Annotated in this window: 11 protein-coding genes; all 11 read right to left on the minus strand. The window is 45.8% G+C overall.

Annotated features, from left to right (window positions below):
* Positions 1-21 precede the first annotated feature (21 nt).
* Positions 22-4059: an Ig-like domain-containing protein gene (locus A3849_RS10075; protein WP_074111274.1), complete on the minus strand. Its 4038-nt coding sequence runs from the start codon at positions 4057-4059 to the stop codon at positions 22-24.
* Between the two features lie 261 nt (positions 4060-4320).
* On the minus strand, positions 4321-5523 hold the full coding sequence (gene metK / locus A3849_RS10080) for a methionine adenosyltransferase (protein WP_074087300.1): 1203 nt from the start codon (positions 5521-5523) through the stop codon (positions 4321-4323).
* A 257-nt stretch (positions 5524-5780) separates the two neighbouring features.
* Positions 5781-6050: an alpha/beta-type small acid-soluble spore protein gene (locus A3849_RS10085; RefSeq protein ID WP_074111275.1), complete on the minus strand. Its 270-nt coding sequence runs from the start codon at positions 6048-6050 to the stop codon at positions 5781-5783.
* 265 nt (positions 6051-6315) lie between these two features.
* On the minus strand, positions 6316-6879 hold the full coding sequence (locus A3849_RS10090) for a hypothetical protein (protein WP_074111276.1): 564 nt from the start codon (positions 6877-6879) through the stop codon (positions 6316-6318).
* Between the two features lie 87 nt (positions 6880-6966).
* Complete coding sequence (locus tag A3849_RS10095) at positions 6967-9765, minus strand: beta strand repeat-containing protein (RefSeq protein ID WP_074111277.1); 2799 nt, start codon at positions 9763-9765, stop codon at positions 6967-6969.
* A 498-nt stretch (positions 9766-10263) separates the two neighbouring features.
* Positions 10264-10605 (minus strand): hypothetical protein, encoded by a 342-nt coding sequence (locus A3849_RS10100; protein ID WP_074111278.1) that lies wholly within the window; start codon positions 10603-10605, stop codon positions 10264-10266.
* A gap of 153 nt (positions 10606-10758) precedes the next feature.
* Positions 10759-14715: an S-layer homology domain-containing protein gene (locus tag A3849_RS10105; protein WP_074111279.1), complete on the minus strand. Its 3957-nt coding sequence runs from the start codon at positions 14713-14715 to the stop codon at positions 10759-10761.
* A 165-nt stretch (positions 14716-14880) separates the two neighbouring features.
* Complete coding sequence (locus A3849_RS10110) at positions 14881-16008, minus strand: glycosyltransferase family 4 protein (RefSeq protein ID WP_074111280.1); 1128 nt, start codon at positions 16006-16008, stop codon at positions 14881-14883.
* Positions 16009-16124: 116 nt separating this feature from the next.
* The gene (locus A3849_RS10115) at positions 16125-16880 is read right to left on the minus strand and encodes a WecB/TagA/CpsF family glycosyltransferase (protein WP_074111281.1); all 756 of its coding nucleotides are present in this window, start codon (positions 16878-16880) and stop codon (positions 16125-16127) included.
* A 7-nt stretch (positions 16881-16887) separates the two neighbouring features.
* Complete coding sequence (gene csaB, locus A3849_RS10120) at positions 16888-18024, minus strand: polysaccharide pyruvyl transferase CsaB (RefSeq protein WP_074111282.1); 1137 nt, start codon at positions 18022-18024, stop codon at positions 16888-16890.
* Positions 18000-20036, minus strand: a complete 2037-nt coding sequence (locus A3849_RS10125) for a DUF5693 family protein (protein ID WP_074111283.1) — start codon at positions 20034-20036, stop codon at positions 18000-18002. Before A3849_RS10125 ends, csaB begins: the two co-directional genes overlap by 25 nt.
* Between the last annotated feature and the right edge of the window lie 71 nt (positions 20037-20107).

Here is a 20107-nt window from a genome sequence, read left to right on the forward strand (position 1 = left end):
AGTATATTTCATTTGATTATTTTACAGATATCCTGCCATGGTCAACATCCGTTGCAGCATCACTGCAGCTTGGGCACGTGTGGCATTACCCTGAGGCTGGAATTTGGTGGTAGTCATTCCCAGGATAATTCCTTGCTGTACAGCCTTAGCCACAAATTCAGCAGCCTGACTTTGAATGCTGGAACGATCCTTGAATGCCGCCAATGCGGAAGCGGAGCTTCCATTCAGGGTGATCGGATGCCCGGTATACTCCATAGCCCGGATCATCATAATTGCCATTTGCTCACGGGTGATATTATCACTCGGACGGAACGTAGCATCCGTATTTCCGGTAATAATCCCAGCTTTGGCGGCTGCGCCAATATAATCGCCTGTCTGGGTTGAAGGCTGTACGTCTCTGAAGCGCTGTGCCGTCTCCCGGTCTCCCAGCAGCCCCAGTCCCCGGCTGAGCATAATAGCAAACTCAGACCGTGTAATCTTCTGCTCCGGCATAAAAGTACTGCCATAGCTGCTGTCGATAATATTCTTAGCGGCTAATTGAGAAACGACCGTTTTGCTCCAATGGCTGCCCATGTCGGAAAAACTCCGGGTCGAAAGGAATGTACCGACTACTTGATTGCCGGTTGTGCTGGCTTTGATCACTGTATAACTGCCCGCTGCGCTGATTTTGGTTGGGAGATACGCAGCATCATAGTATGCAAGATCTAATCTGGCAGCCGAAGTCTGGTCACCATTCAGCGTAGCAGTTGTACGCACTGTATATTCTGCAGGGACACTCAACGCAGTAGTGCTGGTATAATTTCCGTTAACCGCAGCACTTAGACGGATATCCATAAGTCCGGTTATGGTCCGAAGCCCCTGTGACTGCAGCTTTTGCTCAAATGGTGTAAAGGTGCCGGCAGGGACCTTCTCCATTCGTAAAACAAGTGAGATATTGTTGCTGTCGGCAATCAACGTTGCGGCAAGACTGTTCATATTCACGTCATTTAAGCCAAGGCTGTATAGATGGTCACCATAACGGACCAGAAATACCGCCTTGCTGTCACGGTTCACTGCATCCAGCAGAGGTTTGAGCGGTACACTCACATAAGCAGATGATTCCGTTGAAGGTACCTCAAAAGCCACTGTAGAACTGCCGAGTTTGTATACATAATCGTAACTGGCCTTCAGGCGGTCAGCGGTCAGGTTATATCTTTTTGCAGATTGGCTGTACACCGAACGGTCATCTACCGGGGTAGAGGAATCGCTTTTGAGCAGAGGATATTCTTTTCCAAACTCACTGGCTGCCAAGGTCCCCAGATAAGAGGGGCGGCCTGCTGTAGAGGTATTCCCTGCAACGCCCGTCAGATTTTGTACCGAAAGCGCGCTAAAGGAAGATAAGATAGTCCCGCTTTGATCCGAGATAGTACCTGAACTAGACATGTAGGATACGTCCACTGCTTGACCGGTCTTTGCCACGCTGGACAGTACCAATTTGAGTGTATTGCCGGACAAGTAATAGTTCTGCACACCAATACTGCTGCCGTCAAATCTGACACCGAATTGACTCGCATTCAGTGTTGATGAAGCCTGCATGGTTTTGCTGAAGGTCAAAGTCAGCTCATCCCCTGTAATGGTTGCTGAACTGATATTAGGGACTGTAGTACCGCTTGTACCGGAAACACTCACGGGCTGAAGGTTAAGGTATGGTCCACGGTTGCCGTTCAGATCGCTGATTCCTGTTGTTCCTGGTACGTACGAGACTGTAGTCGACTGATTCACTACCAGCGCACTCTGCAGCGTTAAGGTGACTAGCGTTCCACTAACATCCACTCCCGTAACGTAGTTCGGTGTACTGCCTACCAGAACTGAAAACTGGCTGTTCATCGGAAGACTGGTTGAAGATAATCCCTCATTATAGGTCAGTACAATTTTGTTGCCTGAACCGGTCGCATTCTGAAACGCTGGTGCAACCGTGTCCCCGCTATTACGGATATAGACATCGCTGAAATTTGCTACATTCTGTCCATTTGTATCCTGTACCGGATAAGAGCCCGCAGAATATGACACGCGAATGTTCTGGGTGTTTGTCGCTGCATTATTCAAGCTCAAGTAAACCGTTGCCCCACTGGAGGTAATCGTATTCACCCCAAGAGAAGAACCATCTGCATATACATTGAATTGGCTGTAAGCATTAGAATTGGCCGCTTTTAGAGTATCATTAAAATTCAGCAAAACAGTTTTCCCGGTAAGTATTCCGTCTTTAAGAGTCGTTAAAGCGGATTGGACTCCATTGGTAACCTGACGCTGGGAGAAGGTACTCGCAACATTCCCGCTCAAATCCTGAATGGTCCGAAGTCCTCCTGTATAACTGATCTTGATAACCTGGCCCACAGCAACTCCTGTACTGAGCGTGATATAGATACTGTCTCCCTGAATGGAGATGCCATCAATCGCACGCTTCTCATCGTTAACAGTCACGATAAAGCTTGAGGGCAGCAGCGACGCATCAGTCTTTAGTATTTCATCATATTTCAGACGGATAGTGCGGGTATTATCCAGTTGGGCAAGCGTGAGCACGGGAGCTGTCTTGTCCAGCGAATAGGTCTGAAAGCTCCAGGCATTTTTGCCGCTTAGTCCGCCATAGATAACCTGACTATTGTTAGCATCGACAAAAGCGCCATTGGCAATATCCAAGTAGTACGTCGTATTATTCTCTAATGCCGCGGATGGAGCTACGATAAACTCTTTGGCCGTAGCACCCGCCGATAAGTTTGAAAGCAGTTTTGTACCATCCCCTTTATAAAGGGTTACCGGATTTGCCACCGTAGTATTCTGTACAACATTCCTGTTAAATGTAATTTTGATCGTCGGATTAAGTCCTACAGCTTCGCTGCGGTCTACCGGGGTAAGCGATTCGATACCAAACCCTGTAATCTCACTTGTAGTATAGCTCCATGTAAGTGGCCCGGAGGCAGGGAATAAATTGCCGTCCTGATCATAAAAGGCTCCTTGCGGCACAGAAACGGTATACATGGTTTTCTCCAATAACATGTTCGCAGGCGAGGCCGCATCTACTGTGATAGTTCGTGTACCGCCTCCTGTAACCGCTGTAGAATTGACATTAAAATATCTTGTACTCCCTGCACTGTTGTTAATGGGGGTCAGTGAGATTGCGCCTGTATTCGGCATCATCGGGCGGTCAAAACTCAGCTGGATATCACTTGCAGGATGAACACCAGTAGAACCTCCAGCAGGTGAAACGGTCCCCCCCACTCCATTGCTTTTGGCCGTAAAACTCCATACGCTGCCGCTGGATATCCCGGAAAAAGTGCGGTTATCGTCATCTTTGAGCGCATAGTTGTCGATCAGTACATAATAAGTACCGCCTGGCGTCAACCTACTGGCCAAGGTCATACTTACAGTAGTGGTAGTACCATCGCTCTGCACATTAACATAGGGTTCTCCGTCTCTGAATTTGAACTCCTGAACAAGTGTATTGTCGGCTGAAGAGATGAGCTTTGCGGACCCTCCGCCTTTTTGCAGCTTCTTGTTGAGCTTGAAGTTTAACTGGTTCAGTGTTGTAGAATCAGGCCGCGAGTTGTTCACTGGTGAGAATTCAGTAATAGACACGGCGGGACTTACTTCGGGAGAAGTGGTGAATGTCCAGTTTGTCGCCGATGACTCCGCTCCCGAGCTATCTTTGAATAATCCTCTCGGAAGTGATACATTATAGCTTTTGTTGGGTTCGAACGGCTTATTAGGCCCCCATTTAATTTCAAAGTAATTAGAGGTTCCGACCAACCCGAGACTCCCTACGGGAATAGTGGCAAAAGGTGTTCCTGCCTGGGTAATTGTGATATCTCCGCTCTGCGGAGTCACTACATGGTCAAAACTCAGTTTGATCGAGGAGCCTATGTTGATATTCGTCTCCCCTGCAGCAGGTGAAGTAGCAGACAACCCGAACTCACTCGCGGCGAATACCGGCGATGTCCCAAGGCCTAGTGAAGGAGAGACTGTCCCCAAGAGTAATTCCCCTGCCAAAATGAGTGCTGCCCATATGGTAACTTTTCTTTTCATGTGGTGATAGACTCCTCTCAAGCCATACATTCGTTTTTACATATATTCTTATATTTCGGCTACAAGGCTTCCAAAGTTTAGAAGGCTTCCAGGATGGGGTAGAGGGGAATACTAACCATCACATTTCCAGGCGCACAAAAAAGCCCGCAGCAGCTGGCTCTAATGATCAAAGCGCTGGCCTGCGGGCGAACATATAATAAGGAAGAGATCCGTTATATCAGAACAATAGGCATGCCTGGTGTTGTAAAAATCACCTGTTTCTTACAGTCCCGCCTGTGTCTTTAGCATTTCGGCTTTGTCAACCCGTTCCCACGGAAGGTCGATATCCGTACGTCCAAAATGGCCATACGCTGCGGTTTGTCTATAGATAGGCTTACGCAGATCCAGCATCGAAATGATTCCGGCTGGACGAAGATCAAAATTGCTGCTAATCAGCTCGGCAAGTTTTTCTTCACTGATTTTACCTGTTCCGTATGTATCTACATTAATCGAGACAGGATTCGCTACCCCAATGGCATAAGCCAATTGAATCTCACATTTGTCAGCCAAGCCGGCAGCGACCAGATTCTTAGCCACGTAACGGGCAGCATATGCCGCAGAACGGTCAACTTTGGTTGGATCCTTCCCTGAGAATGCACCGCCTCCATGGCGGGCATAGCCACCATAGGTATCGACGATAATCTTACGTCCGGTCAGACCCGCATCGCCTTGTGGACCACCAATGACAAAACGTCCGGTCGGATTAATAAAGTACTTCGTGTTTTCATCAAGCAGTTCAGCCGGAACTACAGGCAGAATCACATATTCCTTAATATCAGCTTGAATCTGTTCAAGTGAGATTTCTTCTGCATGCTGTGTAGAGACTACGATGGTGTCCACTCGAACCGGTCTATCATTGTCGTATTCAATAGTTACCTGTGTTTTACCATCGGGACGCAAATATTCCAAGGTACCATCCTTACGGACCTCAGACAAGCGTCGGGCAATACGGTGAGACAATGCAATCGGAAGCGGCATTAGTTCAGGAGTTTCATTGGTAGCAAAACCAAACATCAGTCCTTGATCACCGGCACCAATATTCGCAGTTTCCTCAGCAACCTGTGCAGGGTCTCTGTTCTCCAGTGCAGCATTCACCCCTTGGGCAATGTCTGCCGACTGTTCATTTAATGAGCTCAAAACGGCACATGTATTATAGTCAAAACCGAATTTCGCACGCGTATAGCCAATTTCCTTGATGGTATTGCGAACAATTGCCGGGATATCCACATATTCCGATTTGGTGCTGATCTCACCAATGACCAATACCAGACCTGTTGCAACCGCAACTTCACAAGCCACACGGGCATTAGGATCATTAGCCAAAAAAGCATCGAGAACCGCATCAGAGATCTGATCGCAGATTTTATCCGGATGTCCCTCGGTTACGGACTCTGAAGTAAACAAATGACGTCCTTTAATAGACAATACAACAACCTCCCATATTGTTTATTTGACACTGTATAAAGGGATTTTTCGTGAATACCAGACTAAATATCTCATAAAAAATAGAATTGGACCAGCCTGTCCACTTCCGTCTAGCATTACTTAATTCCCTCGACTCAATAATCATAGTTACTGTTGAATAAGTTCAAAAAATGAACCTTTTCCGATTGGAAAAGGTTATGGCTTTCCTCAAAAGTCATATTATCTTATTTGCCGGATGGTGTCAATTCAAGGCATTTTTATTTAAAAAGAGACTGCTCGGCCTGTTTCACAAGCCTCTTGGTAATTTCTCCACCAACAGATCCATTGTCTCTGGAAGTAAGATGTCCCAGATAAGAAGATCCATACCCCATGGAACCACCGGTTACACCAAGCTCAGAGGCAAATTCAGTATCTGCCCCCACGTTAGAAGGAGCACCATATAAACCAAACTCAGAAGCAATTTCGTACTGCATTTGTTTGAGCATTGCCCGGCTTTCGGGTACCACTGTACGATTAGCACGTGCCATAATCAAGCACCTCCTGATGATTTTTAAGAATACAGGAAGTATTGTGCGCTTGATCCATAATCCCAAGTCATTTCAATGTTTGTCAGTCGTGGCAATACGTTCCGAGAGTATGATCAAGCTATCTTTAGGGTATCCTATCTGGTAATACGAAACGGCTTAGCCGTCATTCAACGTGAAATATAAAAATCATTTATTGTGTGAAACATATAAACCCTATAACAAAAAATAGTTATGCACTTTCTAAAACACGTGTATTCAGTGTTGGTTATTTTAATGTATATGTGCCGCGAACCATGACAACCAGCCCCAACGTTTGACCATCTTGGACGGTTATCCCCCGGCCTTCACGTGGAAAAGATAGCAAGTGGTTTGTCGGAGCTGCAGTTCCATTGGCAAGATCTATTCCGTCGGTCAGGTCACCGACGCCATTGCTGTCTTGCGTAGTGATTACTGCCTTACCAGCACGTACAATAAACTCCGCACCCGCTCCGGCAATCAGGGTTTGACCTGGCTTCACATCGACGATAACATACGCAGTTGAGGCAATCTGGGCCGGTGTACTTGATGGTGCAGGGGGAGGCGTTTTGGTTGGCGCGGCAGTTGTTGCGGGGGTAGCTGTTGCCACTGGTGCTTGAGTAGCAGTCCCACCACCCTGAAGCGCTTTCTGAATTTGCTGATCCACATAACTTTTGGTTACAACCGGATCATCGGCTGTTCCTGGCTGTGAACCCACACTTGCTCCTTCGGCAGTCAAGTTCAACATTAATCCAGCCCAGACACCGCCGGCCATCACCGCTCCAACCACTATTGTTTTCCAGAGAGTTTTCATTGAATTCCTCCATTTGTGGGATGAAAGCCACTAATAAAAAAAGAATAGCCTCCGAAGAGGCTATTCTTGGACTTCGGTAAAACTTAATTACTTGGCAACGTTGATGCTTGTGCCAGTAGTAATGTTGTTGCCTTCACCATCGGTGATGGTAGCAGTGTCTTTAACAGCTACAGAAATTGCATTTACATATACCGCGTTCAGGCTCAGTGCACCTGCTGCATCGGAAGTGTAAGCAACGATTTCTTCAGCTTGAACGCCTGCAGTAGTACCATTTTCGATGTAAAGTACCGAAGCGCCATTGTAAGTTCCAGAAGCAACGTTAATGTTTGCGAAGTACTTGCTGCCAGAACCATTGATTGTAACGTTCTTAGCTTCAACGTTGTTCACTTTGATTGTCAGGTCGCTTGCATCTACGCCAACTACATTTTCAGAGAAGTTGATAACCAGTCTAGTGGAATCATCAGCAGAAATTGTAGCAGTTGTAAGTGTTGGAGCTACACCATCAACCAGAGCAATGCTTGGAGTCAGGCTTGGAGTGATTACATTACCCAGAGTATCCTGGATACCTGTGATCAGCAATGCATATCCCTTAGAAGCAGAAATTCCGCTTGTTGGAACATACAAGCTAACTACTACTGGAGTAGAAGCAGTACCGCTGTAGTTAGTAGTGATATAAGAACCAGCTGGAAGTGCTTTTGCATCCAATGTGTAGTTATTGATATCACGAACTGTTGTCAAGTTAAGTCCGTTTGCATCTTGAATAGTGAATTGGATGCGTTGGTCAGTACCAACTTTACCTGTAGCTACTGGAGCAACTGTAATAGCAGGTTTAGTAGTATCTGTTGTGCTTGTAGCAGAAATTGCTACAGTTTGAACAGAAGCTGCATTACCGTTAGCTTGTGCGGACAGATCCTTAACGAATCCAGCATCCAAACGCAGTGTGTAGTTACCGGATGCGAATCCAGTTACATTGTTAAATGTTACAACTCCATCAGTATTAGTGTAAGTTGAAGTTGCTACAGTAATAGGAGTTGCAACACCAGTGGAATCATTGATCAGTGTGAAGCTAGTTCCCTTAACATTTACGTTTTCGGAGAACTTCACAACCAGACCTGTGCTTCCGTAAGTCGCACTTGTAACAGTTGGAGCAACGGTGTCTTTTGTGAATGTAACTGCTTGAGTGCTAGTTGCACTTGTAGTGTTACCCAGAAGATCTCTGATTCCTGTTCCAACAACGACTGTACCATTAAATACACCGTTGGTAAATGTGAATGCTGGTGCAGTCAGTGTGAATGTCTTGGAATCACTACCCGCTGCAGGAGTGAATGCTCCTTGGCTTACACCGCTGGAGTTAAGCAAAGTGAAAGTACCATTCAAGGAGTTGATATCAACTGCTTTGCTGAATACCACTTTGACTGTCTTCTCACCATTTACAGTGAAGCTCGAAATTGCAGGAGCATCAAGATCGGACACTACAGTAACAGTAGCTTTTGTTGGGTTAGGTGTAATGAAGTTTCCAGCAAAGTCTTGAACATTCAAGAAGGAAACATCATAAGTTTTGCCAGTTACCAGTGTGGAACCAGTAGTCAGAACGACTTCGTTCAAGCTCGATCCAGTGGCAACACCAGCGGCAACGCCATCTACATAAGCGATAGATCCAATTTGCACAGGCTCACTGAATTTAACGGTTACTTTGTTAGTAGTAGCTTTTGCAACAGAAGTTACAGATACGATTGTAGGAGCAGTGGTATCAGCAACAGTCAACAATGTAGTGTAAGGAGCTACTTTTTCTGCGGAACCAGTTTTGATAGCGTCTGTTACAGTTACAGTGTATTGACCTTTGAAGTACTGAGTGCCGGACAATGTCAGAGTAAGCTCTGTTTTGTCATCGGACAATGCAGCACCTGCAGTGTTAATAGTAACTCCTGGTGCAGTACCCAGATTAGTAACACTTACGTTTCCATCAACCAAAGTACCATCGCTGGCAACTACAGTATCAGCATCAAGCGGACGGTTGAATTTAACAACCAGCTGTTTGCTGTTTGGAGTTGTTACAGAAAGTACTTTTGGAGCTGCCAAAGTTACTTTTTCTGTATAGTCATGATCTTTGTATTTGAAAGTGATTGGAGTTTCTACGCCCTGTACCAGAGCGGTAGTCAAAGTTACTGTAACAGTTCCTTTGTCAGCGAAAACAACAACAACGTTCGTTGGGCTAGTTGCTTCGATGGAAGTCACAGCTGGCTTAGCAGAAATTTGATCAACTGCATAAGCTGCTTCTACTACCAAAGAGCGAGTAGCGTTAGCTTTGAAGTTAGTACCTTTAGCTACCAGACCTGCATTAATAACGGCTTGAGCATAGCCCTTAGCCCATGCGGATGCGGAGTTATCAGTTGTAGCTGGAGTTTCAAGTTTCAAAGCGCGGAACAATACAGCCGCTACTTCTTCAACTGTTACTTTACCGTTGTAGTCGAAGATACCTTTAACAGTATCTTTACCTTGCATCAAGTTAGCTGCAGTAGCTGCTTCGATGTAAGGCACTGCCCAGTTGCTGGCTGTGTAACCTTTATCTTTGTAAGACAGTTTGCCAGTAACTTCGGAAAGACCGAACAATTTAGTAACGATCTTAGCGAATTCAGCACGAGTCAGATCTTTTTCAAGATGAGCTTGACCGTCTGGGTATCCATTAAGAACACCTTTAGCTGCCAAAGCATCAAATTTTGCTTGTGGAGTTGTTGCAGTTTCACCAAACGCTACAGAGGCAAACATCGAGAATGCCATTGCTGTAGATAATGCTACGGATAAAATTTTCTTCATAACCTTTTTTTCTCCTCCTTGGACGTTCATGAACTGAGATTTTTCTTTAGTTGGGTAGCTCATGTCACTCATTAGCCGATGCACCCCCTTTCCCGAGTTGAGCATATTAAGTATAAATAATGTCTGTGACGGGTATCACAGAAACTTGTAAACAGGTTGAAGACAGAGTAATACTAGATTCCTAATTCTACCTAAGTATTATACAATGTGCCTCAAGTCACGTAAAGCTAATTTTTCCAATCGGCTATGCTCTCCGATATTGCAAATGCCGTGGGTAAATGACTCTACACCTTAAACGCAGAAGATTCAGAAAAGTTGCGCTTTGTTCAAAAATATTTTTCGAAGCAACTGACCCGGAACCTTTCCATTAGAAGATACAATATGTATGTTCTACTAACTATTGTTAATGATGGGCGGCTACGGGACTCAGTATAGCATAGAGGCTTTAAAAACGTCATTAAGCAATATTTGCTAAGTTAATAAACATAATCATCCTATTTCAAACCTTTTATTGATAATCCGCGCAAACAAAAAAGCGCCGTTCTCGGCGCTTGTCTCTATAGCTATGGTCTAACGAATCTTCATTGATAGCTGAATCAATTCCTGACGTTTCTCAGGACTAGCGTTTACATTCTCGTACATTGCATCAATGGCCCCGCGATTTTCGCGGTAGGTCTTCTCATGTTTGATTGTAGTATGGGACCATTCAATTAGAGTATTCTCTGCAGTGACAAGATCATTGTATGCATCATGGAATCCCGTAGCCTGTACAAGTTCTTCCATAACCTCCTGCGTAATCTCCTGCAATGCACGTTTTGCGGCAATTTCCTTTTCCATAACTTTTGCTCTATTCTCAAACGCATTCTTTGCTTTCATGTAATCCAGCTGTGCTTTTGATAAAATCGGTTTCATCGATGGCTTTCACCTTTCAGAAAATATTATTTTCTAAGTTATTGTAACGTAAAACGATACAGATTACAAAGTTAATGTCGATGGCAGATATTTTCCATTACAAAAGAACAGGCCCGCGAACAGTTTTCGCGGACCTGTCGTTCTATTCCTACATTAATTGAAGGTTTTTGGGAAAATGCTTGTGCTCTTCTGGAAGAGTGCCACAGCAATCTTTCCTGCTTCCGCTCTGGTCAGCTTGCCCTTTGGATTGAAATTATATACCGGCTTGGTTTGACCCGTAATGGTTACTGCACTACCTTCCATGATTTTAGCTTTCGACACCGCGTCTATGGCTGGTCTGGAGTAGAAATCCATACTTCCCGAATCCACAAATGATTTGGTGAGGGTGGTCAGCAGCTTGGCATCATTGAGGGCCATTTTAAGCTTAAGGGCTCTTGCAATCATTACTGCAGCTTGTTCTCTTGTTAGTGGCTGATCCGGACCGAAGAATCCATCGCTTAAGCCTGTTACGATCCCTGCTCTGGCCGCGGTCTCAATATGTTTGTAGTTCCATGTTGTCGAAACTGCCTCCGGCACAATATCAAAGAAAGTTTGCTGGCTGTTATTGTAGCTTAGAGGGATATTTAATCCTTTTACCAGCAAGGTGGCAAATTCACCACGTGTAGTCGTATCATCGGCTCCAAATTGGTCAAATCTAAGATTTTTCATAATACCTTTGGAGTACAGCCCGTTCAAAAGGTTTCTTGCCCATGGATGATTCGTGATGTCTGTGTATCCACGACGAAGTTTCATTACTGTATAATATCCGAATTGATCAAAAGGCACGGTGATCGTGTGTTTCTTCGTATCAACCTCACCGCCAATGTTTTCCCATTGTCCCGAATCCGTATAACGGTACACTGTTATTGTTGACCCAACTTCATCCACAATATTCGGACTAAATGTCAGGGTCAGATCTCCACGCTCTGAAGGAACAATTTTACGTTCTGCTTCTATTTGTGTGAAGTTACCTTCTACCGAGTATGGCGCAATACCATTTGTAGCCGGTTTGTAAAGTGCAGTTCCCTTAGTTCCCTTTTCCCCAAGACCCCCGCTAATCCAGTAAATATCGGAAACCCGGGAGAAGTTATTGGTTTCTACGGTAGAGTTAAAACGTAAAACCAAATCGGAAGGAATCAGCAATGTGCTTTGGCCTCCTGGTGTACGTGCATCTGCATCAACGTTAATCGTGTTACCATAATCATTTTTACGTTCAACCACACCGTCCACCGGATCTGCAATTCCGAATAACAGCTTGGTATCAGGATAGTACTTGGCCGCACCGGAACTGTTGTTGCCTTTCATTAGTGTGCCCTTTGGAAACGAGAGCTGTAGTTCTTTGTTAAACACACTATACTTAGCAGCAACCTTTTCAGCCATAAATTGCGTGTCTACTTGAACGGCACTAGCGTAGTAGACAGTGATAGTATCATTAATGGTTGCCGCAGCACGGACAATCTGAATTTTAATTGTAGTAGCCTTATCCGGCTTCAAGCCAACATAATCCAGAGTAAATCTGTTCGGTAAGTCTGTACGTGGAACAGCTTCAAACTTATCAACTAAAACCTTTGTTGCCCCTTCAGCTTCAATATCAAAGCGGACAAAGTTTTTATTGACGACGATCTGTTTTCCGACCGTTTCTACTGGAGATAAAATACGGTATGGAGAAACTTCGCGTTCCACTTCCATACGTTGATTCGTGCGCGCACCGGTTTCATTAATTAATTCCAGATTATATACAATGCTTCCTGCGGTTTCTGCCGGAATATCCATGATCCGGAGAATGAAATCCTTGCTGCTACCCACAAAATCATAGTAGTAAGTCTTTCCTCTGTAAGTGAACGACTCTGGTCCTTTTTGAATCGAGTCTGTACCCAGTGTTGCATTATCCAGGGAAAGGAACAATTCAGAACCTTGGTACAGGTTAAGCTTGTTCGCCGCTCCACCTCTGAGTACCAAATCGTAGCTGGTTTGACTTGTAACATACTTTTCGTCCTTATAGATGAACTCAGAAGTCAAACCAAGAATATCGTTAAGCTCTTTATCCGTATAGACCTTTATATCCGTATGGCTGAGCGCAGCTCTCCCTTTTGACAGTTTAGGATGGAATTGCGACAGGTTAGAAACATTGGTATCTACAATATAGATTTTCAGTTCTTTGCGTATCTCCCTCTTATTCCCAACATTGTCCATAGAGGTCCCGGTGAATACAATTTTATTCTCTCCATATACAAGTGGCCCCTTCGCGTCTATGTTCAATGTAAATGAGAATTTTGGGTTACTTGTTGGATCAAATTTGTCAGAAGACTTAAGTGGCGGATCCAGTTTGGCATTTGAAGTTCCGTTGACGAAAAATTGGGCATTGCTGATATTCTCGAACCCGATATATTCACCTGATACCAACATAGTATTTGCATTGCTAGCTGAACTAAACGTATAGGTCTGTCCATCATTTAAGTTTGCTACATAAATATAGTTCTTAGAGACATAAGCTATATCCGCATTATAGAAGGATTGCGAGTTTTTAAACTGAAATTTCACCTTCTGCTGTCCATTGGAAAAGCCTTTAACTTTATAGACAACCTCATTGGTACCAAGATTAGAGAGGTTAAGCTGTGGCTCTAGCTCCAGCGATGCCCCCAAAGGTAGGTAAGAACCCAGTAAGGTTGTAGGTGCCGCGCTTGACTTCACCATAATGAAAAAATTAGGCGTTTCAACTTCAGCACCGTTTAAAGGAAGTTTTGATAAGGTTTTAGCGTCAATGGTAGCTGTAGGATCTTCTTTATAACCTGAAAGATAGTACATATCCGTAATGACGTTCTCACCCGACAGAAACTTATAGGTTTCTTTAACCGATGTAGTATAAGTCCCGTAAGTAATTCCAATGATTACATTGGAAGTTCCTGCAGTAATCGTGAATGGATTTGTAGTCTGGAATGTGATCAGACGGTATTGAGGCGTCACGCCATCCGGAGCCGGGATAATAATTTCTTTCTGTGCTGTTGTGCCAGGAACTGTTATGAGACCACCGTCAGCTGCAACTGTATATGATTCAAGTATATCGACTGGAACCACTGTGTCATTTATCTTGACTTCATGGTCGACTTCAAAGGATTTAGTACTCGAATTATAAGGCAGCAACACCTGGCCGATGATTTTGGCAGATGTGGCTGTATCGGTTAATGTAGGGACATTATCTAGTATACTGTAAGCTTTATCAAGTGGTGTTGCAGATGTTGTTTTGCCGTGAACAATTTTCAGATCAGTAAATGGCTTATTGGTGTCAAAGTAATATACCGAACGTTTAATTGAAATGGAGTCGGCTGCATTCTGCACAACAATGTCCAGCGTATTCTCTCCGGATTTCAAAGTTAGAGCCGGTGTAAAGAAGGTTCCATCCTCAAGAAGAGAGGTTTGCAGGGAAGAACCCCCGTTGAGGGATACGCCTACCTTGGTCGCGTTCGTCACATTACCTTGCAGTGTAATCTGCTGGTTAGGTACAACAACCTTTGTACCTTCATTTAAATTAATCGCTGTAGGTCCTCCTCCAAGCACTTGGAGCGAAGAAATGTACGGGACCTTATCATAAAGGACATAAAACGATTCGGAGCGTGTCAATGAGCCCTGCATCCCTGAGAAAGTGACTTTATTATATCCTGTGAAAAGGGTGAGGCCACTTGCAATGAACCGGTTATCAGGGTTTAATGTGTCTGTAGTTACCGCACCAGTAGTAGTATGTGTCTCATCGGTAACCCACTTCCCCCCACTCTGCGTCATCTGTTGCACAGTCACTTTCATAGTGGAAGCTGTTACCTGTGCATAGGTACCCGTAATGGAGAAGTTAGGGGCGCTTGTCTTATATACTGTATTTCTGTTAATTTCCGTCAAAGAACCTGCGGCAGCTGTCTGGTCAAGACTTGCTGTATTCCGTAGCGTGAGATCATCCGGACTGAAGTAGGTCGTGGTCGCAGTAGTTGCTGCCGCTGCTTGCGGCGTGTATTTGCCTGGAAACATGGAAACGATCAGAGCCGCCAGCAGCAGCCAAACGAATGGTCTCTTAAAGCGTAACATGTGTTGTATCTCTCCTTTGAGTATATGTTCTCGATATCCTTCACTTTGTTCTTTATCGGTTATAGTGGCAGAATTTTTTAGGAATACAATAAAAAAGCTCATCCTAAAAAGGATGAGCTTTGTAAATTAAAGGAATATAATTGCATATTTCCGTATTTATTGCCTTTATGACTTGGAACCGCGCTCCGGACTGACCTTCATCCGCATTCTTAGCAGGAAGTCAATTAAAGGACGTTTGGTCTTACTGATGACACCCGTGATCTCTGCGCCGATCTGAAGAAAGAAGAGCATCACGCAAATGACGACGAAGGTTACCCAGTTGGCTTCATATAGGGACGCAGACGTTTGGATCACAGCCAATACCCCAAAGAATGCGGCAATCCCATATATAATCAATACTGTCTGTCTGTGGCTGAAGCCGAGCTCGCGCAGGCAGTGATGCAGATGACCTTTGTCCGGAGCGAAGATTGGTTTCTTCTGCAGCTTCCGGCGGACGATTGCAAAAAACGTATCCGACAGCGGAACTCCGATGATCAACAGCGGTGTAATAAAGGATACAACCGCAATCTGTTTGAATCCGAGCAGGGCAAGAAGCGCAAGGCAGAAGCCCAGGAACAGCGAGCCTGTATCACCCATGAAAATTTTGGCGGGATGAAAGTTAAAGAACAAGAAACCCAGAATACTACCCAGCAGAAGCAGACAAAGCAATGCAACCATCGTGTTGCCCATCAAAAATGCCATGACAGCAATAGTAGCAATCGCTATACCTGAAACCCCGGCAGCAAGCCCGTCCAACCCATCGATCAGGTTAACGGCATTTGTCACTCCGACGATCCAAAAGATGGTCAGCGGAATGGCGATCCAGCTTTCGAGAGAAGAATACGTATTATTAAATGGAATGTTTACGAAATCAACGGTAATCCCAAATCCAAAAACAACGATACACGCTGCGGCAATCTGGCCCAATAGTTTCACCTTTGCCGAAAGTTCGAACCGGTCATCCAGTGCTCCGATAAGAACAATCAGTCCGCCGCCCGATAGCAGCGCTTTGATGAAACTTGCCTCCCGCGGAGTAAAATCATAAGGGATAAGCGGCAACACGGCAAGCAGACCTAACACAAACGCCAGAAAAATACCTAGTCCGCCGAGGCGGGGCATGATCTTAGTATGCACTTTACGGGCATTCGGCACATCCGTGGCACCAATCTTAATTGCGAATTTCTTCACCAGTGGTGTCAAAAGCAGTGCAAGTCCCATGCACACAATGAATCCGGCGATGTATATGATTAACATTTGACCAGTCGACCTCCATTTCTCTACCGCATTGAATTATACGCTGAACGTAAAACAAATTCCAATTCCGTTTTTAGGCTGTTGAACGGATTTTTGTACTAAATAACCGCGTTTCTCTAGACTTTTGTCACTTTATCTTTCTCACGCAGCACTTTTACTGCGAATTTCGGCAGCGCAAGCATTCTTTTGTAACGGGTTGGCTCCTTAAGAAGGCGATATAACCACTCTGCACGAAGTTTCTGGAAGGCTTTTGGCGCCCTGCGGCTCTTTCCAGAGATCACATCAAAGCTCCCGCCGACACCCATCATGACCGGGATGTTCAGCTGGGTTTTGTATTTGGCGATCCAGGGCTCCTGACTATCTGCTCCTCTGGCGACAAAAAGCAGGTCAGGCTGAGCTTTGACGATTTCACTAATAATCGCCTCATCCGCATCGGGACCAAAAAAGCCGTCGTGATAGCCCGCAATGATGATACCGGCATACTGAGTTTGTAACCGGGACGCCGTCTCGCGAATCACCTCAGGTGTCGAACCCAGCAGATATACCTTCCAATTGTAGCTTTCTCCCCGGTGCAGCAATTCATGTAACAGATCAAACCCTGCTACGCGCTCAGCTACAGGCTGTTTGCAGTATTCCGCAGCCCACACGACACCTGTTCCATCGGGTACCACCAGTTCGGCTGATTTCATAATTTCCATATACGCCGGATTCTCCAATGCCGTCATTACCATGATTGGATTGGCTGTAATAACCTGATGCGGCTCACGTTTTTGGATGGCATCAGTTAAATAGGACACGGTGGCTTTCATATCAATTTTGGATACCCGGATGCCAAAAATCGGCACCGTGGGGATCACACTGTCTGCTTTCATGTATCAATCACCCTTTACGGCGGAAATATTCAACAATTTGCCGGGCTGGTGCCTCTGCCTCCTGCACTAGTGAAGCAATAAGCGGCTCATGTTCAAGCTTCCACCCATCCGCCGCTGACAAAAGTTGCAGCACTTCTGCAGCGAGCTTGCCGCTGTCCAGTGAAGACGTCGTTCCAATAGGCTGGCAGCCAACCCTTTCTAGAAAATGGTCAATCTTCGGATCGTAAGAAATGCCAATGAGAGGCACCCGTCTGCCTGCAGCATAAATCAAGCTGTGCAGCCGCATTCCGATTAGAATATCACATTCCCCTACCTCCCGCAGCATTTGCTGCGGATGCAGTGCATCCTCGCTGATACTGACTACCCCACCATACTGGGAGATTTCATGCTCCAGCTTCTGCATGATATACCTTGAGGCCTCATTATCAGATGGATGGTGGAAAGGCAGAAATTTAAGATGAAGCGGAGTCTGCCTGCAGGCCTTCAGCAGCCCCTCAGCGATAGCATCCAGCTCTCCCCGGGATTGTTCCCAGAAGCGTACCGAAATCCCAACAGTCTGAACTGCCTGCGGTGAAAGAGTTCCTTTGCTGCTCGCAACTTGATCTTCCGGAAGGCTTAAGCCCATCACCGGGTCAGGGACCACTTCAATCTTATTCTGGCCTAACCCCATGGACTGCAGCAACTCACACGACTGCTCATCCCGTACTGAGATATAGCTGCATTTGCGGAAAACCGATTTGATCAACGGGTGAAAAAGCTTGCGGTTGACCGGGCCAATTCCCTGAGCATAAATAAAGGTCGGTTTACCCATCCATTGAGCGAGCTTGATAATACCAAGGTAGTATGGGATAGTCTTGCTCCCGGTCACATCCTGCAGCAGGCTGCCTCCCCCGCTAATCAATCCTGCACTTCCGGCAATGGCGCTTCGCACCTCTCCCAGCTTCATGCGGTGTACGGACTTTACGCCATAGGCCGCTGTCGTCCATTCGGGATCTATCGATAGTACAATAGGTTCGATAACTATCCCCGTCGCCAGGGAATGCTTCTGCAGTGCAATAAGGATAGACTGCAGCACCGCTTCATCTCCACTGTTTCGGAAACCGTAATACCCCGAGATGATTATTTTCTGAGGAGCGGCGACCATCGTTTCCAACACCCTTCTACCAGCTGCCATACCCCTACTGCGATCAGACCAATAATCAGGCCCAGTCCAAGTCCCAGAAGTCCACGAACCAGTGAAATCAGAACTGGAGAGTGAATATGGGCAAAGGTATCAACCATGGAGAGCTGGCCGATAACAGCAATGATCATGATAAAAGCGGCATTCCGGTATTTATAGGCCATAAAAGCCCCAAGGATAAACAGCGGATGAGCGAGCAGGAATTCCTTGTTGCGCGGACGGACCCCGACTGCATTCTCAAGGAAGTTACGGAAAGACATTTCCAGAGAGCTTACATTGCCGTTATTACCGGTCCGGCTCAGATAGTACATCCCCAAGATTCCCAGCACCCCGGCAGCTATTACCCAGGCTAAGGTAATTGGCGTCTTCAGAAGCTTACCGGTCTTGCTCAGAACGAACTCTCCACGGTACAGCAGCACATAGACAGCAATCAGCGCAATTGGCGCCAGATGCAGCAGACTCACACCACGGAACTGATTGAGCACGAGGCTATAGGTGATATTGTTCAGCAGCGCGATGACAAATGGCACGGCACTCAGGGAGATCAGTGCAGTTTTGATATAGAGTACCAGACTGTGGGTCAGGCGGCGCTTCGGTGTCATAACCACAAAAGTCAATGGATTAGTCCTAAGCGGAGGACCCATTTCATTAATTTTGCGTATCGCCAGTATGGTTGCAACAGTCGGTGCGCTAATCGCTACTGCAAGTGCTAAAGCCTGTTCGAACAATTCAGGTTTCAGCAGCATAAGTCGGGCGCTCCCCACAAGACCAAGGGCCCAGGCAGGCAACGTAAGCCATGGTATAAAATAAGAGACCAAAAGAGCTACCATCGCCAATGCACCTATCACGGCTATCAATTTGAAATACCGCTGGAAAGAGGAATCCACAACATCAAAGGCAGTGGCTTGTCCCAAAGTAAATCCGTTGCTCATGATTTTTTCCACCGCGCCCCCTGGCTCACTGAGGCTTGTAATGAGATTATCCAAAGTGTCTTTGATCTGCGCTTTGGAGGTGTCACGTGATGGAATCGTATTGAGGTAAATCATACGGATGTTCCGGTCTTTTGTGGCAAGTGCAAAGCGGTCGGCAATCGTTTCCGGAGAAAGGGCAGAATCCCCTTCACTGAGCGAGTACAGACGGGTTACATTGTAATCCAACAGATACGCTAATTTATTGAAGCCTTTTTGCTGTGCTTTGATGTTCTCAATGGCAGCAATCCCCATTCCCCGATCCTTAAGAAGATCAGCAAACGCAGTAATACTCTTCAAATCAGCATCATCGTTAAATCCTTTAACAGACTCGCCTTCAAAAAGCAGACGTTTGACACCCAGCTCCTGGTACCGATCCAGCAGTTTGGTGACGGCAGCCTCATTGTATGGCAGGGAATCTACAAGCCGAGGTACGATATTAAACCCTTTGTCATGGAGCATCTCCAGAGTAAAAGGGTCTGGTTGCAACGGCTTCAATGTAGCATCCTCCAGCGGGGTTTTGATAATAAGCCCCTGTTGCCCGCGGAAGCTCCAATCCTCAGTAGCTATATCCAGGCCGCTAAAACCATCACGAATGATAGGTGCAAGGGCTTCACTGTTCTCCGGGCTGGTAAAGAGGACATATGTATAGTTCTCATTCTCCGGAATCACGGTGTTCATGAGGTTGGCGATATCCGCCGCTCCCCATATCATCAGCCGGCGGGCTTTGCGGTAATCTTCCAGCGTGTTCTCGTAAATAGCCATACTGCCTACTCCGGCAGCCTTCAAACGATCAAGCTGCTGGGAAATGTAATCCTGCGGATTCGCCCGGTAGCTGGCCACCTCCACTAAGTCGCGATAATCAAAAACAAATTCAACAGTCTTGGAAGATTTCTCCGTCTGTAGACGGTCATAGACGACAGGCAATGCGGCAAGCACACCAATCACCACTATTATCCACAACCACTTCCGTGAAGCGATGTTCCAACGTTGCCATTTCTGCTGCACTCCAAAGTACCTCCTCTTTCACTTAAAGCCTGTTCAAGGCTAATTTCAAGCAGAAACGGATGCGCGTCCTT

This window comes from Paenibacillus sp. P46E, from assembly GCF_001909095.1.
GTDB classification, from domain to species: Bacteria; Bacillota; Bacilli; order Paenibacillales; family Paenibacillaceae; genus Paenibacillus_AQ; species Paenibacillus_AQ helianthi.